The organism is Paenibacillus sp. LK1, assembly GCF_002750415.1.
Classification (GTDB): Bacteria; Bacillota; Bacilli; order Paenibacillales; family Paenibacillaceae; genus Paenibacillus; species Paenibacillus taichungensis.
In genome coordinates, this window is sequence record NZ_PEII01000007.1 from 92,442 (window position 1) to 118,147 (window position 25,706).

24 protein-coding genes are annotated in these 25,706 nt (G+C 47.6%); 14 read left to right on the forward strand and 10 right to left on the reverse strand.

Annotated features, from left to right (window positions below):
* Positions 1–18 precede the first annotated feature (18 nt).
* From CS562_RS16735 to CS562_RS16765, 7 genes are all read left to right on the forward strand, one after another.
* Positions 19–1,077: an ABC transporter ATP-binding protein gene (locus CS562_RS16735; protein ID WP_063567191.1), complete on the forward strand. Its 1,059-nt coding sequence runs from the start codon at positions 19–21 to the stop codon at positions 1,075–1,077.
* Positions 1,078–1,196: 119 nt separating this feature from the next.
* On the forward strand, positions 1,197–2,963 hold the full coding sequence (locus CS562_RS16740) for an adenine deaminase (protein WP_099857345.1): 1,767 nt from the start codon (positions 1,197–1,199) through the stop codon (positions 2,961–2,963).
* 192 nt (positions 2,964–3,155) lie between these two features.
* The gene (locus CS562_RS16745) at positions 3,156–3,653 is read left to right on the forward strand and encodes a hypothetical protein (RefSeq protein WP_099857347.1); all 498 of its coding nucleotides are present in this window, start codon (positions 3,156–3,158) and stop codon (positions 3,651–3,653) included.
* Positions 3,654–3,877: 224 nt separating this feature from the next.
* Entirely contained in the window at positions 3,878–4,615 is a 738-nt protein-coding gene (locus CS562_RS16750; protein WP_099857349.1) for an HAD family hydrolase, read from the forward strand.
* Positions 4,616–4,957: 342 nt separating this feature from the next.
* The gene (locus tag CS562_RS16755) at positions 4,958–5,437 is read left to right on the forward strand and encodes a Dps family protein (protein ID WP_099857351.1); all 480 of its coding nucleotides are present in this window, start codon (positions 4,958–4,960) and stop codon (positions 5,435–5,437) included.
* A 128-nt stretch (positions 5,438–5,565) separates the two neighbouring features.
* Positions 5,566–6,771 carry a nitric oxide synthase oxygenase gene (locus CS562_RS16760; protein WP_099857353.1) on the forward strand — a complete coding sequence of 402 codons (1,206 nt, stop codon included), beginning with the start codon at positions 5,566–5,568 and terminating at the stop codon, positions 6,769–6,771.
* Positions 6,772–6,915: 144 nt separating this feature from the next.
* The gene (locus CS562_RS16765) at positions 6,916–7,383 is read left to right on the forward strand and encodes an NUDIX hydrolase (RefSeq protein WP_076287476.1); all 468 of its coding nucleotides are present in this window, start codon (positions 6,916–6,918) and stop codon (positions 7,381–7,383) included.
* 37 nt (positions 7,384–7,420) lie between these two features.
* On the opposite strand, the gene CS562_RS16770 is transcribed toward CS562_RS16765, so the two are convergent.
* Positions 7,421–8,692, reverse strand: coding sequence for an MFS transporter (locus CS562_RS16770; protein WP_175381476.1), 1,272 nt, complete (start codon positions 8,690–8,692; stop codon positions 7,421–7,423).
* A 257-nt stretch (positions 8,693–8,949) separates the two neighbouring features.
* Between CS562_RS16770 and CS562_RS16775 the strand changes: the two genes are divergently transcribed.
* Genes CS562_RS16775 through CS562_RS16790 form a run of 4 tightly spaced genes read left to right on the forward strand, consistent with a single transcriptional unit; the run spans position 8,950 to position 12,733 of the window.
* A complete protein-coding gene (locus CS562_RS16775; protein WP_099857357.1) occupies positions 8,950–10,059 on the forward strand; it encodes an ABC transporter ATP-binding protein in 1,110 nt (369 codons plus the stop codon).
* Positions 10,049–10,882, forward strand: a complete 834-nt coding sequence (locus CS562_RS16780; RefSeq protein ID WP_099857359.1) for an ABC transporter permease — start codon at positions 10,049–10,051, stop codon at positions 10,880–10,882. The genes CS562_RS16775 and CS562_RS16780 overlap by 11 nt, the downstream gene beginning before the upstream one ends.
* Entirely contained in the window at positions 10,857–11,663 is an 807-nt protein-coding gene (locus CS562_RS16785; RefSeq protein WP_064641797.1) for an ABC transporter permease, read from the forward strand. The genes CS562_RS16780 and CS562_RS16785 overlap by 26 nt, the downstream gene beginning before the upstream one ends.
* Positions 11,660–12,733, forward strand: a complete 1,074-nt coding sequence (locus tag CS562_RS16790; RefSeq protein ID WP_076287478.1) for an ABC transporter substrate-binding protein — start codon at positions 11,660–11,662, stop codon at positions 12,731–12,733. Before CS562_RS16785 ends, CS562_RS16790 begins: the two co-directional genes overlap by 4 nt.
* Before the next feature lie 357 nt (positions 12,734–13,090).
* On the opposite strand, the gene CS562_RS16795 is transcribed toward CS562_RS16790, so the two are convergent.
* From CS562_RS16795 to CS562_RS16810, 4 genes are all read right to left on the reverse strand, one after another.
* Positions 13,091–13,591, reverse strand: a complete 501-nt coding sequence (locus CS562_RS16795) for an NfeD family protein (protein ID WP_076287481.1) — start codon at positions 13,589–13,591, stop codon at positions 13,091–13,093.
* Between the two features lie 404 nt (positions 13,592–13,995).
* Complete coding sequence (locus CS562_RS16800) at positions 13,996–14,997, reverse strand: cation diffusion facilitator family transporter (protein WP_099857361.1); 1,002 nt, start codon at positions 14,995–14,997, stop codon at positions 13,996–13,998.
* Positions 14,998–15,196: 199 nt separating this feature from the next.
* Positions 15,197–15,967: a DODA-type extradiol aromatic ring-opening family dioxygenase gene (locus CS562_RS16805; protein ID WP_099857363.1), complete on the reverse strand. Its 771-nt coding sequence runs from the start codon at positions 15,965–15,967 to the stop codon at positions 15,197–15,199.
* Complete coding sequence (locus CS562_RS16810) at positions 15,967–16,641, reverse strand: alpha/beta hydrolase (RefSeq protein WP_099857366.1); 675 nt, start codon at positions 16,639–16,641, stop codon at positions 15,967–15,969. The genes CS562_RS16805 and CS562_RS16810 overlap by 1 nt, the downstream gene beginning before the upstream one ends.
* A gap of 224 nt (positions 16,642–16,865) precedes the next feature.
* Here CS562_RS16810 and CS562_RS16815 point away from each other — a divergent pair, with 224 nt between their 5' ends.
* Entirely contained in the window at positions 16,866–17,231 is a 366-nt protein-coding gene (locus CS562_RS16815) for a glyoxalase superfamily protein (protein WP_179087120.1), read from the forward strand.
* 56 nt (positions 17,232–17,287) lie between these two features.
* Entirely contained in the window at positions 17,288–17,836 is a 549-nt protein-coding gene (locus CS562_RS16820; protein ID WP_064641803.1) for a helix-turn-helix domain-containing protein, read from the forward strand.
* A 219-nt stretch (positions 17,837–18,055) separates the two neighbouring features.
* Here the strand turns inward: CS562_RS16820 and CS562_RS16825 are convergent, their stop codons facing one another.
* The 5 genes from CS562_RS16825 to CS562_RS16845 form a co-directional block, all read right to left on the reverse strand.
* Positions 18,056–18,775, reverse strand: a complete 720-nt coding sequence (locus CS562_RS16825) for a 3-ketoacyl-ACP reductase (RefSeq protein WP_064641804.1) — start codon at positions 18,773–18,775, stop codon at positions 18,056–18,058.
* An 81-nt stretch (positions 18,776–18,856) separates the two neighbouring features.
* Positions 18,857–19,762 carry a DUF4097 family beta strand repeat-containing protein gene (locus tag CS562_RS16830; RefSeq protein WP_180287163.1) on the reverse strand — a complete coding sequence of 302 codons (906 nt, stop codon included), beginning with the start codon at positions 19,760–19,762 and terminating at the stop codon, positions 18,857–18,859.
* A 2-nt stretch (positions 19,763–19,764) separates the two neighbouring features.
* Positions 19,765–20,355: an HAAS signaling domain-containing protein gene (locus CS562_RS16835; RefSeq protein ID WP_076287485.1), complete on the reverse strand. Its 591-nt coding sequence runs from the start codon at positions 20,353–20,355 to the stop codon at positions 19,765–19,767.
* Entirely contained in the window at positions 20,348–20,677 is a 330-nt protein-coding gene (locus CS562_RS16840; protein ID WP_076287486.1) for a PadR family transcriptional regulator, read from the reverse strand. Before CS562_RS16840 ends, CS562_RS16835 begins: the two co-directional genes overlap by 8 nt.
* 274 nt (positions 20,678–20,951) lie before the next feature.
* The gene (locus CS562_RS16845) at positions 20,952–22,496 is read right to left on the reverse strand and encodes an FAD-dependent oxidoreductase (protein ID WP_099857371.1); all 1,545 of its coding nucleotides are present in this window, start codon (positions 22,494–22,496) and stop codon (positions 20,952–20,954) included.
* Between the two features lie 381 nt (positions 22,497–22,877).
* Between CS562_RS16845 and CS562_RS16850 the strand changes: the two genes are divergently transcribed.
* The gene (locus tag CS562_RS16850) at positions 22,878–25,697 is read left to right on the forward strand and encodes a glycoside hydrolase family 3 C-terminal domain-containing protein (protein WP_099857373.1); all 2,820 of its coding nucleotides are present in this window, start codon (positions 22,878–22,880) and stop codon (positions 25,695–25,697) included.
* Positions 25,698–25,706: the final 9 nt, after the last annotated feature.

Here is a 25,706-nt window from a genome sequence, read left to right on the forward strand (position 1 = left end):
TTGGAGGCGCAGAACGCTATGGCATTGCTGACATTGGATCGCGTATCGGTGGCTTACGATAACCAGACGATCCTGAAGGATTTTCAATTGGAGCTGGAAAAAGGTAAGCTGCTCTCCCTGCTCGGACCGAGCGGTTGCGGCAAAACAACTACGCTGCGCCTCATCGCCGGATTCCTGGAAGCAACACAGGGCAAGTTTATGTTCGGCGGCAAGGATTACACGAAGGTTCCGGTAAACAAGCGGAATTTCGGATTTGTATTTCAGAGTTATGCGTTGTTCCCGCATCTGTCTGTCTATGACAACGTGGCCTTCGGCCTGCGGATGCGCAAGGTAAAAGATAAGGATATTTCTTCACGCGTAATGCGCATCCTTGAAGTGGTGAACCTGAACGGCTTCGAGAAACGCTTCCCGCAGGAACTTTCCGGTGGACAGCGTCAGCGTGTGGCGATTGCCCGCGCACTCGTCATTGAACCGGATTTGCTGTTGTTCGATGAACCACTCAGTAACCTGGATGCCAACCTGCGGCTGAATATGCGGGTGGAGATCCGCCGGATTCAGCAGGAACTGGGCATTACGACACTTTATGTCTCTCATGATCAGGAGGAGTGCTTCTCCATCTCGGATCAGGTAGCGATTATGAACAAAGGCGTTGTCGAGCAGCTCGACCGTCCGGAAACCATTTTTAAATACCCGGCGACGGAATTTGTAGCCCAATTTATCGGCTTCCACAATTTTATTGAATTCGCAGAGCGCAGTGATGCAGGAGAGGTGATCACGCTGAAAGCGGGTGGTCGTTTGTTCACGGCAACAGCGCATCCCGGAACAGCACGTCCCGGTGCACGCAAAGGTGCGATTCGCCCGGATGATCTGATGGTTAGTGGAGATACCTCTGGTGACATGGCGAATGCTTTGCCAGGGATTATCAAAGTAAGCACGTACCTTGGACGCAGTTATCAGTACGTCATTGAGACAGAACTTGGCGACTTCACAGCCAATCAGGAGATGGAGACACCTTATCTCAGCGGACAGCGGGTTAATCTGATTTTCCCGCAGGATAAACTTGTCCTTGTGGAATAGCAGCAGGAAGCAGAAGTAGCAAAAGAGGCATTTATCAGCTGAATCCAGAGCAATATAGCTAGTTGTAGCTGCTGCTCTGGATCGCTGTAAGATGCTCATGAAGAAGGAGATTATGCCCCATGCGTGCAGATCAACTAATTAAGAATGTACATGTGTATAACAGTTATTATAAACGATTCGAAATGAACAACGTGGCTGTATTGGACGGTAGATTTATGTATGTTGGTCCAGGCGGACCGGAGATGATTGAAGCCGATGAAGTGATTGATGCACGCGGACGTTACATGATTCCGGGCCTTATTGATATTCATCTGCACATTGAGAGTACAATGGTGACACCAGCAACCTTTTCCCATGGCCTGATCCGCTGCGGAGTAACGTCCATTGTGGCGGAACCGCATGAGATGGCGAATGTGTTTGGGCTGGAAGGTGTGCAGGAGATGATGTCGGCAAGTCGTGAGACAACGGTGGACATGTTCTACGCTATCCCAAGCTCCGTTCCGGCGACACCGATGGAAACAACAGGTGGTTCAATCGAAATCGAAGACATGGATGTGCTGCTCGCTACTGGAGAGATCATCTGTCTCGGTGAGATCATGAACTATGTGGACGTCATCCGTGATCCGGAATGCAAGACCAATCAGATTCTTCAGCATATTCGCAAAAACTATCCAGATCTTGTGATCGAAGGTCATACACCGAAATTGCTTGGGCTGGATCTGCACCGACTGATCTATGCGGGCATCGATTCGGATCATACACATCAGAGCATTGAGGGCTTGCAGGCGCGAATTGCGGCCGGTATGTTCATTGAAATTCAGGAAAAATCGATGACGCCAGAAGTCATGGAATACCTGATTCAGCATGATGTCGCTCAGCATTTCTGCTTCGTAACGGACGATGTTATGCCGGATTCGCTGGTGGAACGGGGACATCTGGATCATATCGTACGTAAAGCTATTCGGATGGGTATGCGCCCCGAAGATGCGATTTACGCTGCAACCTCAACCCCTGCATCCCGTATGAAAATGACTGATCGCGGTAGCATTGCCCCAGGCAAAGTGGCGGACTATGTGCTGCTGTCCAACTTAGATACACTTGCAGTAGAGCAGGTATACAAAAATGGCCGTAAAGCTTATGACGACTACGAACCGTACAAGCAGGACCGAATTAGTGGACAGTTCCCACCTCACTTTTACAAGAGCGTACAATTGAATCTACTGGGAGCCGAGGATTTCGCAATCCGTTTGTCTGATCCAAAGGTGAATGGGCAAAGTGAAGCATCTGACTCAGACGCACAGTTATCTGAAAATGGTTTAAACAACTGCCGGGTTATGATGGTGAAGGATGGTTCAACCTTTGTGGAAGAACATATTGCACAGGTTCAGGCTGCGAATGGTGAATTGCTCTGGGAAGAGAGCGAATATGGACAGATTGCGACCTTTGAACGTTATGGAGTGAACAGCAACCGAGCACATGGATTGATTGGTGGAGACACGATTAAGCGTGGTGCCATTGCGACAACATATTCACATGATAACCACAACCTTTTGGTCGTAGGGCGCAATCGTGAAGATATGATATTGGCAGCTAACAAGGTAATTTCGAGCCAGGGTGGGTTCTGTGTGGTCGAAGACGGCAAAGTGTTGTCTCATCTCGAACTTCCAGTGGGTGGCATTTTGACGGAGGAACCGCTGGCGGTAGTGTCACACCAAGTGAAAGAACTGCGTGCAGCGATGTTGTCTCTTGGTTACGTGCACTATAACCCAATCATGTCCATCAGTACCCATTCTCTTGCGGTAAGTCCGGCTCTGAAAATTACGGATCACGGCCTGATTGATGTGAATGCAGGTAAGGTTGTACCGTTGATTGTGGAATCGTGTTAATTATAAAAAATGGGGTCAAATGAAACTCCAAAATCATATCTTCCAGAAGGTTAAGAAAGCAACATCTAACTGAAACGGTATGGTGTAGAAAGCAGCTCTGTGGGCTGCTTTTTGTTTTGCTATTTGCAACATTTTGTATTTCAATTGCGTTTATTTAGGTAACTTACATTAAAGGAGAGAATCATCATAAAAGTGAAATATTTGTATTTTATAATCAGCATTATGCTGTTGTTTCTAACTCCAGCTTGCGCCAGCGGCGTCACTAGCTCAGCATCGCAGGATGAGCTTGCTGAACCTTATCGAGTAGCGTTGGAAGAATTGATTTCAACTGATACAGCTCTTAATGCCGATATGGAATACATTTCTCTGGTTTTGAATGAAGGGGTTCCTTTAAAAAATTCTGATAAGCAAGTTATTGAAGAATACCTACAAAAAAAATATAACGTAAAAATTTATAACTACACCTATGAACAATTAATAGAAGAGAAATTATACGAGCAGGACCAAACTATGCTTAAAGGCATTCTTCTAACCATTGAAAAGCAGAAGCATTCGGACAACCGGAATGAGATGACTATAGAGGTCAGTAAGTATCGTGCAAACGAGGGGGCAATCGCTTTGGAAATGAAATTAGCTTATCAGGATGGGCAATGGAAAGTCGTTGATTATGGTATGATGAGACAAAGTTAGGGATTGAATAATTCTCAAATGAAAGTGAATTTCGAGAAGTTTGTTTAGCACGAATAGATCTTTAAAAGGGTTGTTCGTGCTTTCTTCTTGTCCATAAAGTTATAGGATTTAAAACTAACGGAGGAGATCCTACAAGCAATTCACTTCTCGGACGGGGCAAATGAAAACATATATATTAAGTAGAGAGAATGTTTGGAGCAACAGCAGGAGGATAAGCAACGATTATGGAAATAACAAATGCAGCTAAAGCCATCTTTTTCGATGTAGACGATACTTTGTATGACCACTTGCAGCCGCTTCGTGGCGCTTTACAGCAAGTTCTTGGTTTACCAGATGATTTCCCGTATGGGGAGGCATACCATCGCTTCCGTTATTATAGCGACTGGCTGTCTGCTCAAGAGGACTTGTCTGCTGTACCCGAACCCGAAGCGGTGGAACGGATGCGTTATCGCAGATTTGAGCTGACCATGGCGGAATTTGGATATCCCCTGGAACAGGGACAGGCTGAAGAACTGCAAGCACATTATTTGAGTAGACAGTTTCAGATTCAGCCCTTTGATGGAGCATATGAACTTATCCGAAGACTTCTTGCAGAAGGGCATGTGGTGGGATTGATTACCAACGGAGAAGGAAAACATCAGCAGCGGAAGCTCGAAGCGCTGGATGTACTCAGTCTTATTCCCGAGGAACGCATTTTCATATCGGGTACCCTTGGTTACGCCAAGCCGGATCGCAGATTGTTTGAGCATGTAAGTAGGCAGACGGGATCGGATTCCGGTTCCAGTTATTATATCGGCGATTCCTGGCGCAATGATGTTGTTGGTGCGGTGGATGCCGGATGGAAAGTGATTTGGTTCAACCATCGTGATGCTTTGCCAGAATCAGAGCATCAGCCTCATCACGTTGCTCGTAGTTATGAAGAGGTAAGCTGTATCCTTACATCCGAGTTGATTCAACAATAAAGCGTGCGCTATGTGCGTTGGTGCAGTCCTGATCCTCCGTGAGGATCAGGGCTGTTTTTTGTTATATACCACGTGAGGATTGTCATTGTACACTGGCGAAAATAGAGGTATAGATACTAAGTGTAAGAGGTGTTAAAAGCGGTCTTCTCACACTGTCCAAACATGAAGGCACCTTCATGGAATCTTCATTCGAAAGAGTAGGCTAAAGCCTTCACAAAGGATAAGGGCAGTGCTATAATTAAAACAAGATTTAGATTAAGTCTAAATTAAAGAAAACCGGAAGCAAGTTAAATTACGTGATCAAAATCAAAACTATATCGTATTCGAGAGGGGATAAATTCCATGAGCACAATCCAAACTAGAAACAATACTTTTGCAAACCACGCCACTGAACTTCAAGAGGTCCTGAACGGCCAGATCGCAGGTTGGTCTGTATTGTACACCAAATTGCACCACTTCCATTGGTATGTGAAAGGTCCTCATTTCTTCACACTTCATGCCAAATTCGAAGAGTTATATAACTTGGCTACGGCGAATATGGATGAAGCTGCAGAACGTCTGTTGGCCATTGGTGGACGTCCGGTCGCAACGATGGCTGAACAACTACGGTTGTCACCTATTGAGGAAGCACAGGGACAGTTGTCGGCTGAAAAAATGGTAGAAACCGTAGTTGCTGATCTGCAAGCGATGGTGGGTGTTATTAACCAGGGTATTCAAGCAGCTGGCGAAGCTGAAGATAATGCAACTGAAGATATGTTGATTGGTTTCATCGCTGTATTGGATAAAGAGGTCTGGATGTTAAACGCATTTCTGGGCAAATAAGCTAAGTTAACCTACATCCTGAACAACGATATGTAGAGTCCGTGAACAAAGTGCCCGTTCGCTTACAAATCCGGTGTGCTTGCCGTATAATGATGGCATTCAAGATGTATAGATTGGTGGAGTGAATAATGCGGACAGACCTGGAAGAACTGCGGGATGAAGCTGAACGGTTTATATATAGATGTTATGAAGAGCTGGGCCATTCGCGTGAAGACGCGCAGGCCCGGCTTGTTGCAGTTTTGAACGAGATTGAGCACACAGGCACATATGTGCATACTGCAGATGAATTGGAGCATGGCTGTAAAATGGCATGGCGGAACAGCAATCGCTGCATCGGGCGGCTATTCTGGGATAAACTGCGCATCGTTGATGCCCGTCATGCAGATACGGTTGGAATGGCAGCGGATGCTGTGATGACGCACATCAGAGCGGCCTCCAACAAAGGGAAGATCATTCCGATGATTACGATCCTTCCACCTGATGGACCAAATGGAGCCCCCGTGCGGATTTGGAATCACCAGTTGATCCGTTATGCCGGATATGAGACGACGGAAGGCATTGTAGGTGATCCTGCATCCGTTGAGCTAACGAAGACAGCAATGTCGCTTGGCTGGCAGGGGGAAGGCACGCCTTATGATGTGCTGCCATTGATTATCCAGGCTCAGGGACAAGCTCCAGAGTGGTATCCTGTGCCCGAGGAAGACATCGTGGAAGTGAGGATCGAACACCCGGAGCGTCCCGAGATTGCTGAGCTGGACATGCGCTGGTACGGTGTGCCGATGATTGCAGATATGCGGCTGGAGATTGGCGGCATATCCTATCCGGCAGCACCATTCAACGGCTGGTATATGGGGACTGAGATTGGCGCACGCAATCTGGCGGATACGTTTCGTTATAATAAACTACCAGCGGTAGCGGCAGCACTTGGCCTGAATACGTCGAGTGAAACGACACTTTGGAAGGATCGAGCTTTGGTAGAGCTGAATGTAGCTGTGCTGCATTCATTCAAGAAAGCAGGCGTTAGCATTGTGGATCACCACACAGCGGCAGCGCAATTTGCCTTGTTTGAGCAGCGGGAAGAGAAAGCCGGGCGCGAACTGACAGGTGATTGGGTCTGGCTGATTCCGCCGGTGTCGCCGGCAACGACGCATATTTTTCACAGTTCATACCGTAATGAGATTGTGAAGCCCAACTTTTTCTATGGAGATCATTCCTACACACTGGATACAGAGAAAACGGAAGCTGAACGGATGGACAGGGAAAAACAACACACCGAGGGGGATCAGCAGCCTCATGCTGAGAACCCACCAATGAAATGCCCGTTTGCACACTGATGTGTGAACGGGTTGTTTTTTTGCTGTTTTTTTCATCAAAGCACGGATTCTAAAATAGGAAATATAACTTAATATTCTTTCTCTATATGGAAATTAATTGAACTTCTATAATAAGGATCATGACTTAATATAGGAGGCCTACCCATGGGTTACATTGAATCGCTTCGAGAAATGGTTGGCAATGCACCAGTTATTCTGGTGAGACCGAGTATTTTGATATTGAATAAATTAGGTGAAATGTTGTTGGTTCGACATGTGGATCATACCTGGGGAGTACCGGGTGGATTTATGGAGTTGGGCGAATCGGTAGAAGAGTCTGCAAGGCGAGAGGTCAAAGAAGAAATTGGAATAGAGATCAAGAAACTTGAGTTGTACGGCGTCTTTTCGGGGAAAGAGTTATATACGAAATTAAGAAATGGACATGAATATTATAATGTGGTTATTGGTTATATTTGCACGGAGTTTGAAGGCGAGCTGAAGCCCGATGGGGTGGAAGTTCTTGAAGCGAAGTTTTACAAGCCGACGGAATTGCCTGAGAACACAGACCTTTATTTAAAAAGTAAAATCGAAGAAAATGCACTACATATCGCAGCGCTATTGGGTAAAAAATGATTGGAGGCTGCCCACTGATGTGGGCAGTTTTGTGCGTCTACACTCGTTTCGATCTGTAACGGCTGCGCATCACAGCCTGAACGGCAATGGCAGCAGCAATCAGAAGCAGATTGAACACAAACACGGTATACAGCGATCCACGCTCCACAAGCAGAGCAGCCACCAGAGGGGACACGATGGAACCGATCTCTGCCACAGAGACAATTTTGCCTATGACGGAGCTTCTACCCTCGTCCGGGATATGATCCCCGATATGAGCAAAGAACGAATCCATGTAACATGCACCGCCTACACCGCCGATCAGCATGCCCACGTAAACCAGCACATATGAAGATGTGCTCAGAAAAACGACCACTTCGATACCAATCATTAGCATGCCGAACATGCAGAGCAGCAGACGATCACCCATCCGATCAGACAGATAACCGGCTACCGGAGCAGCCGCGAGTGTAGAGATACCAACGACGGTAAAGGCAAGACTGATCGCAAACGGGTCCCAGTGCATGATATGAGCCGCATACAATGCAAAATAAGTCAGAAACACGGCATAAGCGCTCATCTCCAGGAAATGAACCGTACCGTAGCCAATCAGTTGCTGCCTCCGGGTAAGTCCGGTGGATGGTTTAGGAGTGATTGGGCTAGGAGTAGTGTTTCCTGGAGAAACTGTATAATCGGCAGGCGTTTGCGTTGGTTTGGCATCCGTTGGAGACTCGTTTGAGGCGTGACCGTCCGCCACATTTTCAGATACAGGATTGGGCTTAGCGGCTGTCTTCATCCCCATTGCTGCAACCACAGCCATCAGGCAGCACACGGTAACGAGTAAAAAAGGCACCGATAAAGGCCAATGCAACGAGAGCCAGCCGCTGATGACCGGACCCAGCACCATGCCCCCGCCTTCACTGCTGCTGATGTAACCGTTGTACAGCCCCCGGTTGTCGACATTCCCCTCATCCCCGATGATGGAACGCACGACGACTGTAAGTCCGGTAGAAGCGAGCCCTTGCAGCAGTCGCAGCAGACCGAATACGAGCGCCGCAGAAGATACAGCAAAACCGCCCATACAAACAGCGAGCAGCAGCAGCATGGCAATAAGTGCCCGCTTGCCCCCAATTTTTCGATAGAGTGCCGCAGCGGGCACCCCGCCAATCACTTTGCCGACATAAAAGAGTGCAAAAATAACCCCCATCATCCAGCCGGACAGGCCGAATTCCTCAATAAACAAAGGGAACAGGGGCAGGATCATGAAACCGCCCATCTGACTCAGAAAACAAATGATCATCAGCAAAGGCAGGTTACGGCGAATATCCACGAACAGGACTCCTTTCACATGACTTGATTCCGAAATCCTCATGAAATCGCTCTACTTGGATGCGTAGATATCGACATATACCCGTAATGTATGCTGTATTTGTGAGAATAAGAAGAAATAACACATGGCGTTTACATCAAAACCATTGCGGATATAGCTGAATCATATATAATAGATGGGATTTGTAATGAAGCATGCATGAAAAGAAGTGTACAGGCTCAAGGTATACCTCAAGTTTAAAGGGGGCGAAATGAAGCATGTCAGAACAACAACCGATTATCCGGTTCGACCGGGTGACCCAGCAATACGATCAGGATGAAGCCGTATTGAAGGAAGTCAGCTTCGAGATTGAGCGGGGTAAATTTTATACGCTACTCGGCCCGTCAGGCTGCGGGAAAACAACGATATTGCGCCTGATCGCTGGCTTTGCGGAGCCGACACAGGGCAGTATTTATTTTAACGGTGCATTGATTAACCAAGTGCCAGCTCACCAGCGGCAGGTGAATACCGTATTTCAGGATTACGCGTTATTTCCACATTTGAACGTATTTGAGAACGTAGCTTTTGGTTTGCGGATCAAAAAAATGAAAACCGCTGAAATTCGCGGCAAAGTGCTGGAAGCACTCAAGTTCGTCAATCTCTCCGGTTATGAAAACCGTGAAATTGGCGAGATGTCCGGCGGACAGCGGCAACGTGTCGCCATTGCGCGGGCGATTGTGAATGAGCCCGAGATTTTGCTGCTGGACGAGCCGCTTTCGGCGCTCGATCTGAAGCTGCGGACCGAAATGCAGTATGAACTGCGTGAGCTGCAACAGAGATTGGGCATTACGTTTATTTTTGTCACGCATGATCAGGAAGAAGCCTTGGCGATGTCGGATGAGATCTTTGTCCTGAACGGCGGCGTCATTCAACAGAGCGGAACACCGAATGATATCTATGATGAGCCGATTAACCGTTTTGTGGCGGACTTTATTGGTGAATCGAACATTGTATCCGGCAAAATGAAGCAGGACTTTGTGGTGGAATTCGCTGGCGCAGAGTACGAGTGTGTCGATCAGGGTTTGCAGCGGGACGAGCCTGTGGAGATTGTGATTCGTCCAGAGGATATGGAGATTACAACCGAGGAACAGGGCAAGATGCAGGTCAACGTGGACTCCCAGCTGTTCCGTGGGGTGCACTACGAGATATCGACCTACGATGATGCGGGTAATGAGTGGCTGGTGCATTCCACGAAGAAAGCCGTTGTAGGTGCTCGTATTGGACTGTATTTTGACCCGGAAGCCATCCACGTCATGCGCTTTAACGAGACGGAAGAAGAGTTCGATAAACGTCTGGAAGCCTATCAAGAGGCCGTTCATGCAGGCTAAGGCGAGTACACGCAATGCGTATCTGATTCCATATGTATTATGGATGGTGTTGTTTGTAGTTGCTCCGGTTCTGCTGGTGGTGTATTACTCGTTCTTCGATGTGGAGGGCAATTTCACGCTGGGTAACTACGCTCGGTTCTTTACACCTGTGTACATGCAGATGACGCTGAGCTCGTTCTGGTATGCATTTCTGATCACGGTGTTCTCGCTGTTGGTCTCGTATCCGACGGCGTATTTACTAACTCGTACAAAGCACAAGCAGCTGTGGCTGCTGCTTATTATTTTGCCAAGCTGGATCAATCTGTTGTTAAAAGCGTACGCCTTTATCGGCCTCTTCGGCACGTATGGCTTGACCAATTCCCTGCTTGAAGTAGTGGGCATTGGCACACAACAGATTCTGTTCACCGATTTCAGCTTTATCTTTGTTTCGGTGTACATCTTCATTCCATTCATGATCCTGCCGATCTTCAACGCGTTGGAAGAGATGAACCCATCGCTGATCTATGCAGCACGGGATCTCGGGGCATCATCATGGCTGACGTTCCGCCGGGTTATCTTCCCACTGACGCTCAGCGGTGTGAAATCCGGCTGCCAGGCCGTATTTATTCCGGCGCTATCCTTGTTTATGATTACCCGCCTTATTGCGGGAAACCGGGTAATTACGCTGGGAACAGCGATTGAGCAGCATTTTCTCGTCACCCAGGACTGGGGGATGGGTTCGACGATTGCCGTCTTTTTGATTATTGCGATGGCGATCATTATGTTCCTGACCGGATCAGGCAAAAAGGAGGTGCGTAATGGGAAGAAACGGAAAGCTGTCTAACGTCTATCTGGCCGTTGTATTCGCCATACTGTACGCACCGATCGCGTATCTGATCTTCTATTCCTTCAACAGTGGCGGGCATATGCGCGGCTTCGAAGGATTTACATTGGAATGGTACAGGGAAGTATTTGCCGATACTCGGCTGCTGATCATTGTACTGAATACGTTTATTATTGCGCTCCTGTCCTCGGCGATCTCGACGATGCTCGGTGTGGCAGGGGCACTGGCGATCTATCATGTGCGGCGCAAACGGACCAAGAATACGTTGCTGTCACTCAATAACGTGCTGATCGTTAGTCCGGATGTCATCATTGGTGCATCCTTTCTGATTCTGTTCACCATGATTGGCATCAAGCTTGGATTCACTTCGGTATTGTTGTCTCATATCGCATTCAGCGTGCCGATTGTCGTGATTATGGTGCTGCCAAAGCTTCAGGAGATGAGTCCAACGCTGATGGATGCGGCACGCGACCTGGGTGCCGGATCGTGGCAGATTCTGACTCGTGTGGTGCTGCCATACGTCAAACCGGGTATATTTGCCGGGTTCTTCATGGCCTTGACTTACTCGCTTGATGACTTCGCAGTAACGTTCTTTGTTACAGGGAACGGATATTCCACACTCTCTGTGGAGATTTATTCAAGAGCAAGGCAGGGTGTGTCATTGTCCATCAATGCGCTGTCCACGCTGCTGTTCCTGCTGACGGTGCTGCTGGTGGTTGGGTATTACTTCATTAACCGCCGTGCCGCGCGTACGCCTGCCGGAAGGGGGCTGCGTCCATGAAGCAACTGGTACGGACATTTGCAATTGTATTTGTGGCTGCCTTTGCCTTGATGATTCTCGCTTCGTATCTGAACAAGAGTCAGGGATATTCCGGCGGCAACACGTTGACGATTTACAACTGGGGCGATTATATCGACCCCGATTTGCTGAAGGAATTTGAGCAAGAGACCGGCATCAAGGTGATCTACCAGACGTTTGATTCGAACGAAGCGATGTTAACCAAGATTGAGCAGGGCGGAACGACGTTTGATGTGGCGATTCCTTCCGAGTATGCGATTAGCAAAATGAAAGAGGAAAACCTGCTCATTCCGCTGGATCACAGCAAGCTGCCCAATCTGAGCAACATCGACTCTCGGTTCATGGACCTATCCTTTGATGAGGACAACAAGTACTCCATCCCTTACTTCTGGGGTACGGTAGGTATTGTATACAATCCTGAACTGGTTGATGGGTTAACATTTGAGAGCTGGAACGACCTGTGGGACCCACGTTTGAAAAATCAAATCTTGCTGCTCGACGGTGCCCGTGAAGTCATCGGTATGGGGCTGAACAGCCTCGGGTATTCGTTGAACGATACGAACGAAGATCATCTGCAGGAAGCTTTGAAGAAACTGTCCACCCTGACGCCTAACGTCAGAGCGATTGTCGGAGACGAGATCAAAATGCTGCTGGCAAACGAGGAAGCGGCGGTTGGACTCGTATGGTCCGGTGATGCGTCAGAAATTATGGATGAGAACGACAAGCTGGATTACGTGGTTCCGGAGGAAGGCTCGAACCTTTGGTTCGATAACATGGTCATTCCGAAGACCGCGAGTAATATTGAAGGCGCTCATCAGTTTATTAACTTCATGCTGGACCCGGATCATGCGGCTCGTAATGCTGAATATGTCGGGTACTCTACACCGAACGCCGAGGCATTGAAGCTGCTGCCAGAGGATATTTCGGAGGATGAGCGATTCTATCCAGATGAGACGCTGACGGGTAAGCTGGAAGTATACAATAATCTGGGCAAAAAAATGCTCTCGCATTATAACGATTTGTTCCTCGAATTTAAAATGCATAGCAAATAAAGGTATTCGAGTGAGATGTACAGCGTCTCTCTGATTCGTTAAAACTCAAATGGGAATAAATGATCACCAATAGCCGTGTAAAGTTCGTTAGAATAAATAGGGGTGCAGCTCGTCATTTCAATTAAATGACGAGCTGCACCCCTTTATTTTTTTACCCTACCTCAGAGCAAATAGCTCAGATGGTTTTCTTATCTTTGTTTACACGTTAACGGAGGGGACAGAACAAACGAAGGAAGCGAAGCGCTCGCCTTTATCCCCAGATTTTACCATTCTAGATGGGATTCAAAAAAATCTGGGGATAACAGCGATCCGAAGTTGTTCTGTCACCGCAGTGGTCAAGTGTAAACGACATAAGATTTACATGCGCTTTTTGCGACCCACAATGATCCATGCCCCGCCCATAATCAGCACAATGGCCACGAACGGCTGGACAAAGGACAGACTGTTCAGCATCGTGCCAATCGACATGACGGAGAAGAATAACAGTGAGATAACCGTCAGAATGTTGATTGGAATCAGCAACCATTTGTTACGGCCACCGAACCAATACAATTCAAACAAACCTACCGCTACCGCAAGAATGAAGCCAGGCCACATCGTGCTCCAGTTACCGAAGAGCATGGCGATCTGGCTGACAATACCTGCCGTAAGCAAGATGCCCCCGGGAACCAGCAATCCGATCCCTCGTCCAATCATGGAGAAGTACAGCCAGTGGAAGAATAGCCCCAGTGGAATCACAAATAGGGTGGGCCAGAACGTGGCGAAGATCGTACCCGGACCGAGTGAACCTCCCTGGTTCAAAATCAGGTATACGCCGAGCAAAATAAGCACAGGCGCAAGGATGGTGCGTTTAGCCATAATATCTCTCCTTTTCAATACAAGATCAATTCCCGAACGGTCATGGAGTATGTTTTCTCGTTATTCACAGCATACCATGAACCGCAAAAGGGTATCCTCGGTCTTTGGAGTTAAACTGAACCTAGACTAAAGTCTAGGTTAAAAACATGCAATCGAGATTAGTCCAATCAAAGGCTCCACTGAAACGTTCCGTCTGAAATGGCTGGATAAATTGATAAAGATGGGCATGAAGCAAGGTGGCAGAAGTAAACCTCATGCCTGTCACTCAACGAATGCTAACCAACAAGTTTAGCTCAACTTTAGCAGCCATGGAGTTATATTAGCTATGTCACGTTGTTTGCTATGTAAAGAAGCCCACTCCGCGAAGTGTGGGCCCTTTTCTATTATTAAAACAGGACAATCCGTTATTTCAATACATCAGAATGCTTCTTGCCCCAGCTGTTCACGCCATCATCTTCGATAATCGAAATGGCCGCATCAGCGATGTCCGGATCTGTCATTAACTTCTCTTGGATACGGAACTTGATATCATCGGCATCGGCAAGACTCAATCCTTTGGTCAGTTCAATCAGACCTTCTACGTGATAATAACGACCTTCCTGAATAATGCGCATCATCTGGATATCTGCAACATGAGAGTCTGCCAGAATGGTCTGGGATACTTTATCCTCAACATCCTGTGGAGCGGCTACACCAATCAGTCCGATCATATTGTCATAACCGACACGGAAAGCGACAGCAATCATCAAGCATCCAATAATGGTCGTCACGATTCCATCGAGCAATGCAAAATTGGTCAGTGCAATGACGACGACAGAGACTAGTGCGAGTGTCGCACCGAGTACCGCTACAATATCTTCGTAAAATACAAGGCGTGTTGGCGGTGCGGCGCGTCCTACATTTTTGATCGCAGCAGGGAACAGGGCGAGGCCTGTCGCTTTGGGCGCGCGTGCTTCGTGTAGAATTTCTTTCATCGCTTTAATCAAAATGGCTCCATCAATCACAATGTTAAGCACCAGCACACCGATGTTAATCCAGATACCGCCGGAATGAGCAGCCGGATGCAGTAACAAGTGAATCCCTTCATGGATTGTTTCATACGCCATAATAGTAACAACGATAACGGCAATCATACAGAAAATGTTGATGACCCGCCCGAATCCGGTCGGAAAGCGGCGTGTAGGTTTTTTCTCGGACAACACACTTCCGACAAAGACAAACCCTTGGTTGATGGCATCGGCTAGAGAGTGCATCGCCGAGGCGAACATGGCGCCACTGCCACTGAATAGAAAGGCTCCTCCTTTGCACAGTGCAAGTACAGCATTTCCTGCCATAGCTACAGCCGAGGATGTGTTCCCCTTTTTGACGAGAGACATTAAGCTCTCAGACTTTGGTTGTTCAGCCACTTCGAATGTTCCTCCCAGAAAGATGTGATAGGTGTAGAAAGAGTATTCCTTAATTACAGCTTGGTCATTTCCACTAAATGTTATTATAGCTTGCTTTACAAATCCCAGCATTATGCAAAAAAGGTCATATCACTAAAAACACCCGTGCGAGTTCGCACGAGTGTCTGGTTATTTTTATATAAGGTGTTATATCAATGAATCAATCAAATTTCCAGCAAGACAGGCTCAGGTTGCCATACTGATAGGCTTTGAACAGGAGTGATGCCTGCTTGTTCTGATCTCCCGCACCCATGGCGAGCAGCAATGGTACAAAATGCTCTGGCGTTGGCACGGCTGCTTGGGCTGATGGCGCCAGTTTGTCATAGGCGAAGAGGGACTCTGTATCCCAACTCACCAGTTTGTCTTGCAGCCAGTTGTCAAACGCCATGGCCCAAGGGTCAACGCCTGCGCTTTCCCAGTTTAACTGACGCAGGTTGTGTACCGTTCCTCCACTGCCAATCACTAGAACGTCCTGCTCACGCAATGTAGCCAGCGCTTGTCCTACCTGATATTGCTGTTCATTGGACAGATATCGATTCACGGATAAAGCAACGACCGGAATGTCCGCATTCGGATAGAGCAGACGAAGGACGACCCATGCACCGTGGTCCAGACCGCGAACGGAGTCACTTTCTACAGGAATCCCAGCATTCGCGAACAGGCGCTGGATTTCCGCTGCTGTCTCTTCATGTCCTTGAGAAGGGTATTTGATCTGATACAGCTCGGGCTGGAAGCCGCCGAAATCATAGATGGTTTCGTAATTGGCTACTGAAGAAACCAACTGAGTTGTAGATTCCCAGTGAGCAGAGAACAATACGATCGCTTTGGGTTTCGGCAGTTCCTGTCCAAGTTTTTGCAGAAATTCAGTGTATGCATTTTCCTCCAGTGCAAGTGATGGCGCACCGTGAGCAATAAACAGGGATGGCATCATTATGAATTCAGTCCTTTCGGGTCTTCGGCAGTCAGCTTGGCATCCGTCCGAAGCCATTGTTGAAATTGTTGATATAAGTCGGGGGTGACTTGATGTCCACCGTGATATGGAACGTACGTAACGTTATTGGTCTGTTCACGGAAGAAGCTGGCGTTATCTTCACCAAGTTGCAGCGGGAAGAGATGATCCTGATCGCCATGCGATATAAATACAGATAACTCCGAGTTGGGCTTTATCTTGTATTCGTCTTTCACAAATTGCGGAATGTAACCACTCATAGCTACAATTCCCTTGATAGCATCTCCCATAATCAGCGAGAGCGTCATCGCCATAATGGCTCCCTGACTGAACCCAGCGATATAACGCCGTGCGGGTTCAATGGTATATTTGGCAGACAGGTCAACGATTAGCTGTTGCAGTCCCTGAACAGAGGCGTCGAATAATTCACGGACGGGATTGCCAATGCTTTTAATTTGAAAATAGGCGTAGCCGCTCCCCTGACCAATAGGCCCACGTACGGCGACGATAATAAAATCGGACTGAAGAGGCTCCATTAAGCGAAGCATATCCTGTTCATCCGAACCCATGCCATGCAGGGCAAAGATAACGGGATATTGTTGTTCTGTATTGTAATTGGAAGGAAGCCGAACCTCGTAAGTCAATGAATAATTCAATGCAACCACCACCTGATAAGAAATAAGTAATCAAAATAAAGTTCACTAATATGAAATTAATATTCTTATTAATGAACAAAATTTATCATGATTCCATTGTAGGGTCAATATTTTTTTTGTATTATGAAAATATGTTCCGTATAAGAAATCTATAATGATCTATAACGATGTAGCAGGCGGATCGGCAAAGTAATCCATATATTACTCCCAAGGACGTGATAATAATGCTCAACGGAATCGTACCTATTCTGAGGATATTTGATGAAGACAAGGCGAAAGAGTTCTACCTGGAATATCTGGGTTTTCGATTGGATTGGGAACATCGGTTTGAGCCAGATTTGCCGTTATATATGCAGGTATCTTTGGATTCCATTCAATTGCATCTATCCGGACATCATGGCGATTGTACGCCTGGAGCGGCTTTACGAATAGAAACGGATGCGCTTGATGCATTATGTGAGGCGCTCAATCGGAAAAAGTACAAGCATTCCAGACCTGGCATTACCGACACGCCGTGGAATCTCAGGGAAATGACAGTGATTGATCCGTTTGGCAACCGGATTGTTTTTTATGAACCAAACGCAGAATAAGATGGAGTAATGAATATACAGATCGGATATACAGATCAAAGGGGGAGGATTGCAGCATGGATATTGGTCTAGCCATTCGTACGATCCGCAAACAAAAACAGATCACGATCATGCAAATGTGCGAAGGTACGGGGCTATCCAAGGGATTTATCAGCAACGTGGAAAATAATAAGACATCACCGTCCATCGCGACGCTCGAAAGTATCGCGGATTATCTGGAAGTGCCACTGCCATACTTGCTGCTGTCACCGGAACAGCGGATGAACGTGGTGCGTAAGGATGAGCGCAAGGAGACGACTGCCGGAAGTGGGCAGATCAAAGTACAGCATCTAACAGCCAAGGGCGCCATGCGTATGTCCATTGTGGAGCTGCCAGCAGGTGCATCGACTGGAGTTAATAAGCACGCCGGAGAAGAAAGCCATCTGGTTCTGCAAGGCCGAATTCGCGCAGAGCAGTGTGAGGATGTAGAGATTCTGGAAGCGGGGGATTCATTCAGCTGGAATGCCATCGTTCCCCACGAAGTAACCAATATTGGGGAGGAGCCCGCGGTAGTACTGATCGCCGTGTCCAAGGAGTTGGATTTGGATCATTTGTGGAACGCATAAGCAGAGGATCTTGGAATGGAAAAGGAGAGAAGTAACGCTGCATTAATCATAAGGATAGAGAATCAGCGTGATGAATCGTATTCGGACACTTTGGCGGCTACTGAATATATAAAAGGCCGCCCAGAGGTTTCTCGGGCGGCCGGATGGCGACGGAGTGCATCATTAGAAATGGTTGCTTCGTCATTCATTGTTCTTTATAAATGGTCTGACTACTCCTGCTTACTGTGGGTTAGTTGTCCAGATGCCTGCGGCTTTAACAAATACACGGTCCGACAGTTTGAGTGTCGCCAAAGCCAGTTCAGCTACGTCTTCCGCTTGCATCATGCGGTCTTCGTCTCCAATTTTGAGTCCGGCATTCGTTGCCAGCTCCGTGTTCACTGTACTTGGTGTTAACGCAGTAACCCGGATATTGGATTTGCGCACTTCCTGCATCAGGGATTCGGTCATGCCGAGCAATGCGAATTTGGAAGCACAGTAAGCTGAGCCTGTAGCAAATCCACGCTCGCCTGCGGTGGAGGCGATGTTGATAATGCTGCCGCTGCTTTCCTTAATCATGCTTGGCAGTACAGCACGAGTTACATAATATGTACCCATGACATTAACATGCAGGATACGTTCCCACTCTTCCGGGTCCATGTCCAACAGTGTGCCGAAGCTTGCAATGCCTGCATTGTTGATCAGAATGTCGACTGCGCCAAGCTCCATCTCAATCGCAGCTACGGCTGCTTCAGCCTGAGTACGATCGGAAATATCCGCAATGGCACTGGTTACTTTTACACCATATTCCTGGCTCAGCGATTGCTGGAGAGCCTCCAGATCGGAGGCCGTCCGAGCGATCAGTCCGAGATGCACACCTTCCTTGGCAAGTGCTTCAGCAATGGCACGGCCAATACCTTTACCGGCGCCAGTGATGACAGCCGTTTTATTTTTAAGTTCCATGTGGGTAACTCCTCCTTAGAATTGGACTAGCATTTAATTATACTATATTACCCACAGTTCGAATATTTGCTTCATCATGATTTATGATGATTGTTTGATCTTGATGCTGCCTGAGGTAGTGCGCGCTTTGATGACCTCACGGCTTACCATGGGGGAATCTGGAATATTCACATCACCGGATGTGGCCTGTGCATCGTAAATACCGTCAAAATCAGGCGCCGCCTGTATGGAAATATCTCCTGACTGTCCCGATACATCAATTGGACCGGAAACTTCTTGCTCAATTTTCACACTACCGGAAGTGAACTTAACATTTGCTGCACCGTTCAATTGCGTAATTTTGGTATCTCCCGACTGTACACTTCGGGTCACATCGCCATCAATGCCATTCAGCGTGAAACTTCCGGAAGTTTGTTTGACTTCCATATCTCCTGCAATTGCTGCAGCTTTAATGTCTCCTGAAGTTAGATCGAGTTGAATGGTTGGTGCGGTAATGTCCTGAAGGTGAATGCTTCCAGACGTAGTGTTAAGGTCCAAAGTATTGGCATGCAGACCCTTCAGATCCAGGTCACTGGAAGAAGAGACGATGTTAACTTCATCCAGCTGATGTCCTTCAGGTAACGCTACTGTGATCGTTTGCTGCTGATTATTCCAATAAAGGGTGAAAAATTGCAAACGCAAACGCTCTTCCTGATTTAACGTAAAGGTTCCATCCTTGATCGAAGCCTGTTTAAAACCTTCAATTACGGCCGGGTCCCACTTTCCGTCGACTTCAATGTAGCCATTGGAATCCGGACTGACAACGAATTCAATATCTGCGCTTAAGTTGGCATTCATCATGATATTGTGCAGCTCATCATTTTTGAATTCCCAACGTTTGGAGTAGGGTTCTCTCTTGTCTCCGAACTGAACTCCGTAAATGGAGGTTCCGAGCAAACCGATACCGATACATAGTATGGCTAAAGCAATCCATTTTTTGGTGCTCATGACTAGACATCCCCTTTCATCGTCTTTTGATTCCATCTTATATACTGAAGAGTGATTGACTTAAAGGCTTTAAACACCGATTTTGTTGCAATGGCGAATAGAATGCCTACACCGAATACTCCAATCGAAACGAACAATTCAGAATACTCAAAATGGCCGAGATATAAGAAATCCACAGCAGCAGCGACCGGAGCTACTACCAGCAGCGACAAACTGGCAATGGTGAGCCATACCGACCACAGAGTCAGTCCTAGCGGAATCGCGAGTATGATGTTCAAGAAAAAAAGTCCGATGGCCGTGAAGAAGTTGCGTGCAGCCCGATTCCCCTTCTTTTGCTGTGAACGCATTTCTTCGAATGTTGGCGCATAAAACGGATCAGATCCTGGCGTGTGTGCATCATATCGGTCACCTAACGCTTCTTTGGCAATCTCGATCGGATGCCCCAGTTCCCGCGCAATCTCTTCTTCTAGTCTTCCTTCTCTTAATCCCATCTCAAAATGCTGTTCATAATCAGCGAGCAATTCGGCCCGTTCCAGCGGGTCCATCGGTCTTAGATGAATCTCCATTGCCTGCATGAATTGTTGTCTATTCATTTGGGGTACCTTCCTCTATAAGATTTGCGACATTGCGCACAAAACTATTCCATTCATTCGTGAGAGTCTTCATATAGTCACGGCCGGTATCAGACAGTTTGTAGTACTTACGTGGTGGGCCTTCACTGGATTCCTGCAGGTAAGTCGTACAATAGCCGTCATTGACCAATCTCCGCAAAAGGGGATACAGCGCACCTTCCGCCACTTCAATATGCTGGGATACAGCCTGAGCCAGTTCGTAGCCGTAACGATCCTGGCGGTTGATCAGCACGAGGACGCATAGTTCCAGCACCCCTTTTTTGAATTGAATATTAACATTCACTTGGGTTCCTCCTTGTTGCTCTATCCAATCACTAGTGTGTATTGTTCAGTAGTCGTGAATTCATCATAGCACCCGGTACTGTTTAATGCAAGATAGTGATTTTAAAATAGTTCCGTATCACGATGTCCCGCTGAGTTGGACTAACTTCGTTTTCTCGCTAATTAATCTATAGATCAGCATACGCAAAACCCGAATCGGTTACTTCCGTCTGAAGACGGATTCCGATCCGGGTCTATGGGATGAAGGTATACAACGATGGGGGTATCAGCTTAGTTTATTCTTGTGCTTCCAGCATCTTAAGGTCTTTAACAGCAGGGCCTTCAATGACTTTGCCTGCGTAATCGAAGCGTGAGCCGTGGCATGGGCAATCCCAGGAACGTTCCCCAGCATTCCATTCCACTTCACAACCCAAATGGGTGCAGGTGGTATCCACCAGAAAGAGTTTGCCGGTCGGGTCCTTGTAGGCGCCAGCACGTTTACCGTCATGGCGAACCACAGCCCCTTCATCATTGCCGAGTTCTCCCGTGTTCTTGTGAATAATGCCGACTTTGCCAGAGATCAGCTCCGCGGCTACATTGACATTCTCTACAAGGAAGTTTTTCACACCAGGGTCTACCTTGAATCTTGCAGGATCGAATACAGCAGCGTAAGCGTTGTCGCGTCCGGTAATCCGGTCCGTAAGGATATGCCCAGCCATCGTTCCTGTGGTCATTCCCCATTTGGCAAAGCCGGTAGCCACATAGACACGTTCATGTCGTCCTGTAATTGGCCCAATGTAAGGGACCTTATCGATGGAGATCAGATCCTGGGCTGACCAGCGGAAAGGGATGTTGCGAATGCCAAATGTTTCTGCTGCATAGCGCTCCAAATTTTCATAATGACCGACAGTGCAGATGCCCTGTCCGGTTTTGTGATTTTCCCCGCCAAAGAGGATGTGTTCCTTCCCTTTATGAATGACAGTACGCAGGGATCGATAGGGTTCATCGTCAGAGATATACATGCCACCGGTGAAAGGTTTCTGAGGTTCTACAACGACAGCATAGGAACGTTCAGCGTGCAGCCGTGAAAAATAAAATCCGGGGTCATAGACCGGAAAATGGGAGGCAACAACGACATGTTCGGCTGTTACGGATGGACCATTCTCATATGTACGCACATGTAGCGAGGCATCTTCTTCTACATCGGTTACCGTTGTATGTTCGTAGATGCGTACACCTTGCTTGACTGCGGATTCCAGTAAGTAATGCAAATAACTGAGCGGGTCAAAGCGAGCTTGTCCCGGCATCTTAATCCCTGCCCTGGACGGAACAGGGATGGGAAGGGGATCAACCCATTGACCAGGAATATTCAGCTTGCCATAGGCTGTCAGCTCAATCTCCAGCTTCTTGAGATTTTCCTCGGATTGAATGTAGACATAGGCATCTTCCTCAGCCCACTGGCAATCAATCTGTTTCTCTTTTACCAGATCACGCATCCACTTGGCAGCTGTTGCATTGCCTTCATAATACATGCGGGCCTGTTCTTCTCCAAAATGATGAAGCAATTCATCAAATATCACGCCATGCTGTGCCGATACCTTGGCCGTTGTATGGCCTGTTGTGCCATCCAGTACTTTTCCGGCTTCAAGCACGACCACACGCATGCCCTTCTGGGCCAGCAAATAGGCTGTTGTAATACCTGCAATTCCTGCACCAATAATGGCTACATCGGCGGTTGTATCTTCTGTCAGTTTCGGATATTCATTGAATGGGTTTGTTGCTCTCCACAGCGATTCCGGGATGGAGGGCAAACCTGACGGGGGTTGTTGATGGTCACTCACTCGATTTTCCTCCTTCAATATTCTTCTTCATTGAGGACTACGCCTAGCTCAATAAGTACGTCATATCTATACTCCTATCCATGATTACCATACTGTGCCAGAATAAAACGATTGTCCGCATACTTTCCTGAGGAAAGTTCACATTTTCCTGTGAAGCCCCCCTGTTTTTTTTACTAAACATGCTATATGATAGATTTACCGAAACCGTTTTAGTAAACGGAATTAAGAGTTAACGATGACTCATAAAGTGCTTATTCTAAAAGGTTAAATCTTCGAATTTTGAGGTCGGATACATCAAGAATTACCTCGTATTAATTTATCGGTTATGTATCCGCTATCATTTTAAATAAATCAATGAATTACCAAAGGAGATTCCATATTATGACCAACCAAACGAAATATCCTTTCCAGGATACAACGCTCGAACTGGATACACGTGTAAAGGACCTCGTGTCCCGTCTGTCGGAAGATGAGAAAATCGAATCGATGCTGCAATATCAACCCGCAGTAGAACGCTTGGGTATCGCAGCATATAAACACGGTACAGAGGCAGCTCATGGTCTGGCCTGGCTTGGCGAAGCGACTTCCTTCCCGCAGCCGGTAGGGCTAGCATGCACATGGGATGCGGATCTGATGAAAGAGATCGGCTCCGTGATCGGAGACGAGGCACGTGTATTTTACAAACGCAATCCAGCAGTAAACGGTCTGACTCTGTGGGCACCTACGGTTGATATGGAGCGTGATCCACGTTGGGGTCGGAACGAAGAGGCTTATGGTGAAGACCCGGAACTGACTGCTGAGCTGACAACGGCCTTGGTTAAGGGAATTCAGGGCGATCATCCGAAGTATTACAAGGCAGTTGCCACGTTGAAGCATTTCCTTGCTAACAATAATGAAGTGGACCGTGGCAGTGGTTCATCGAGCATTGATCCACGCAACATGCGTGAATATTATCTGAAGGCATTCGAGAAACCGTTTAAAGAGGGCGGCGCACAGTCAATGATGACCGCGTACAACTCAATTAACGGTACACCAGCATTGCTGCATCCGTTTGTAAACGAGATTGTGAAGGGCGAATGGGGCATGGATGGCTTCATCGTGAGTGATGCAGGGGATGTCATGGGGATCAAGAACGATCATAAATACTATGATTCCCACACACCAGGAACAGTAGAGTCCGTCAAAGCCGGAATTGACAGCATTACCGATGATGCGGATCTTTCGAAACAGGCACTGCGTGAAGGGCTGGAGCAAGGCACACTCACAATGGAAGACATCGATCTGGCGTTGTTCAATACGTTCCGTGTGCGTTTCCGTCTGGGTGAATTCGATCCGGCTGAGGGCAATCCATATGCTTCGATCGGTGAAGAAGCAATGATGACGGAGAAGGCGAAGGCCCTGTCACTGAGAGCAGCGAGAGAACAAGTGGTACTGCTTAAAAATGATAAAGGCACACTGCCGCTGGATAAAACAAAATCCGGCAAAGTGGCTGTGATTGGCCAACTGGGCGGAACAGTCTATCGTGACTGGTATGCAGGCACCATGCCATATAGCGTATCCCCGCTTGAAGCGATCAGTGGCAAAGTAGGCGGCGACAAGGTTGCATTCAAGGATGGCAATGACCGCATTACATTGACTTCAGTGGCAAGCGGTAAGGCTGTCGGATTGGCTGAGGATGAGAAATCATCCATCATTGCTTCGGGAAATGCGGAGACATTTACACTAAGTGACTGGGGCTTTGGCAGTTACACGCTGAAGGCAGACAGTAATGGGAAATACCTGACGACGGATGAAGAAATGGTTACGGCATCAGCGGATGAAGTATATGGCTGGTTTGTGAAGGAAGTATTCCATCTGTTGCCACAACAAGACGGAAGCGTGGGGCTGACGACTTGGAACGGTAAAACAGTAACGGCACCCAATAATGGAAACGATGCGTTTGCGGTATCCGAAGAGTTGAAATCTTTCGGTGCTACGGAAACGTTCAAAAAGGATATTGTGGTGAATGGATTGGAAGAAGCGGTTGCGGCCGCGAAGGAAGCGGAGACGGCGATTGTATTTGTCGGCAACAATCCGCTTGTAAATGGTAAAGAAGAGATCGACCGCCCAAGTCTGGACCTGGCTGAATCCCAGCAGCGTCTGGTTGAAGCCGTGTATGCAGCGAATCCAAATACCGTTGTAGTTATCGTGGGAAGTTACCCGTTCACGTCCAACTGGGTGCAGGAGAATATTCCGGCTGTATTGTATACATCCCATGCAGGACAAGAGTTGGGGAACGCTATAGCTGACGTATTATATGGCGATTATGCACCAGCAGGCCGCCTGAATATGACGTGGGTACAATCCGCAGATCAGCTGACTGATATCAGAGACTACGATATCATTCAATCCGGACGTACGTATCAGTATTTTGAAGGTGATGTACTGTATCCATTCGGACATGGATTAACGTATGCATCGTTTAAATACAGTAATTTGGAGCTGAACCCGGCCCAAGCTGGAGTCGAAGAGATCATTACTGTGCATGTGGACGTGACAAATACAGGTACGATCGCCAGTGATGAGGTTGTACAGTTGTATGTGCGTGCCGGACAGTCCCGTGTGAAACGTCCACTCAAAACGTTAAAAGGTTTCCGTCGTCTTCATATTGAAGCTGGAGCTACAGTAAAAGTCAGCTTCACACTGCCAGTTCAGGAACTGGCGATCTGGGATGTAACCCGTGATCGTTATGTGGTCGAAAGCGGCACCTACTCCATTATGGTGGGCAAATCTTCTGCCGATGTTCAGCTTGTTGCTGACCTGACAGTACAAGGGGAGACCATTCCTGCACGTAATCTGGGTGTGGCTACGCGCGCCGAGAATTACGATGCATACTTCGGTGTAGATCTGGATGAGAGCAAAGAAGGCGGAACTTCTGTCCGTGTGATTGGTGAACAAGGCTGGATTGCCTTCAAGGATGCAGATCTGGGCAGCAATGCAGCAGCGATTGAAGCTCGTGTATCATCAGAGCAGGCAGATGCGGTATTGGAAGTTCGACTGGGTGCACCTGACGGTACACTGGCAGGACGCGTGGAACTGGCACATGGCGAGGCACAGCAGTGGTCCACGGTTAAGGCAGACCTGAAAGGCGTATCAGGTCAACAGGATGTATACCTTGTGTTGTCCGCAGGAGTACGTGTCAGCCATTTCGAGATTCATTAAGTCGGATAA

What these genes read in the sequence shown, in the direction of transcription:
- CS562_RS16760 (WP_099857353.1), top strand. Translation starts at nt 5,566, where the DNA reads ATGCGGACAGACCTGGAAGAACTGCGGGATGAAGCTGAACGGTTTATA.
- CS562_RS16795 (WP_076287481.1), bottom strand. Translation starts at nt 13,591, where the DNA reads ATGGCTAAACGCACCATCCTTGCGCCTGTGCTTATTTTGCTCGGCGTA.
- CS562_RS16735 (WP_063567191.1), top strand. Translation starts at nt 19, where the DNA reads ATGGCATTGCTGACATTGGATCGCGTATCGGTGGCTTACGATAACCAG.
- CS562_RS16825 (WP_064641804.1), bottom strand. Translation starts at nt 18,775, where the DNA reads ATGGAACTTAAAAATAAAACGGCTGTCATCACTGGCGCCGGTAAAGGT.
- CS562_RS16820 (WP_064641803.1), top strand. Translation starts at nt 17,288, where the DNA reads ATGGATATTGGTCTAGCCATTCGTACGATCCGCAAACAAAAACAGATC.
- CS562_RS16790 (WP_076287478.1), top strand. Translation starts at nt 11,660, where the DNA reads ATGAAGCAACTGGTACGGACATTTGCAATTGTATTTGTGGCTGCCTTT.
- CS562_RS16775 (WP_099857357.1), top strand. Translation starts at nt 8,950, where the DNA reads ATGTCAGAACAACAACCGATTATCCGGTTCGACCGGGTGACCCAGCAA.
- CS562_RS16830 (WP_180287163.1), bottom strand. Translation starts at nt 19,762, where the DNA reads ATGAGCACCAAAAAATGGATTGCTTTAGCCATACTATGTATCGGTATC.
- CS562_RS16785 (WP_064641797.1), top strand. Translation starts at nt 10,857, where the DNA reads ATGGGAAGAAACGGAAAGCTGTCTAACGTCTATCTGGCCGTTGTATTC.
- CS562_RS16805 (WP_099857363.1), bottom strand. Translation starts at nt 15,967, where the DNA reads ATGATGCCATCCCTGTTTATTGCTCACGGTGCGCCATCACTTGCACTG.
- CS562_RS16765 (WP_076287476.1), top strand. Translation starts at nt 6,916, where the DNA reads ATGGGTTACATTGAATCGCTTCGAGAAATGGTTGGCAATGCACCAGTT.
- CS562_RS16850 (WP_099857373.1), top strand. Translation starts at nt 22,878, where the DNA reads ATGACCAACCAAACGAAATATCCTTTCCAGGATACAACGCTCGAACTG.
- CS562_RS16780 (WP_099857359.1), top strand. Translation starts at nt 10,049, where the DNA reads ATGCAGGCTAAGGCGAGTACACGCAATGCGTATCTGATTCCATATGTA.
- CS562_RS16740 (WP_099857345.1), top strand. Translation starts at nt 1,197, where the DNA reads ATGCGTGCAGATCAACTAATTAAGAATGTACATGTGTATAACAGTTAT.
- CS562_RS16835 (WP_076287485.1), bottom strand. Translation starts at nt 20,355, where the DNA reads ATGAATAGACAACAATTCATGCAGGCAATGGAGATTCATCTAAGACCG.
- CS562_RS16755 (WP_099857351.1), top strand. Translation starts at nt 4,958, where the DNA reads ATGAGCACAATCCAAACTAGAAACAATACTTTTGCAAACCACGCCACT.
- CS562_RS16815 (WP_179087120.1), top strand. Translation starts at nt 16,866, where the DNA reads ATGCTCAACGGAATCGTACCTATTCTGAGGATATTTGATGAAGACAAG.
- CS562_RS16750 (WP_099857349.1), top strand. Translation starts at nt 3,878, where the DNA reads ATGGAAATAACAAATGCAGCTAAAGCCATCTTTTTCGATGTAGACGAT.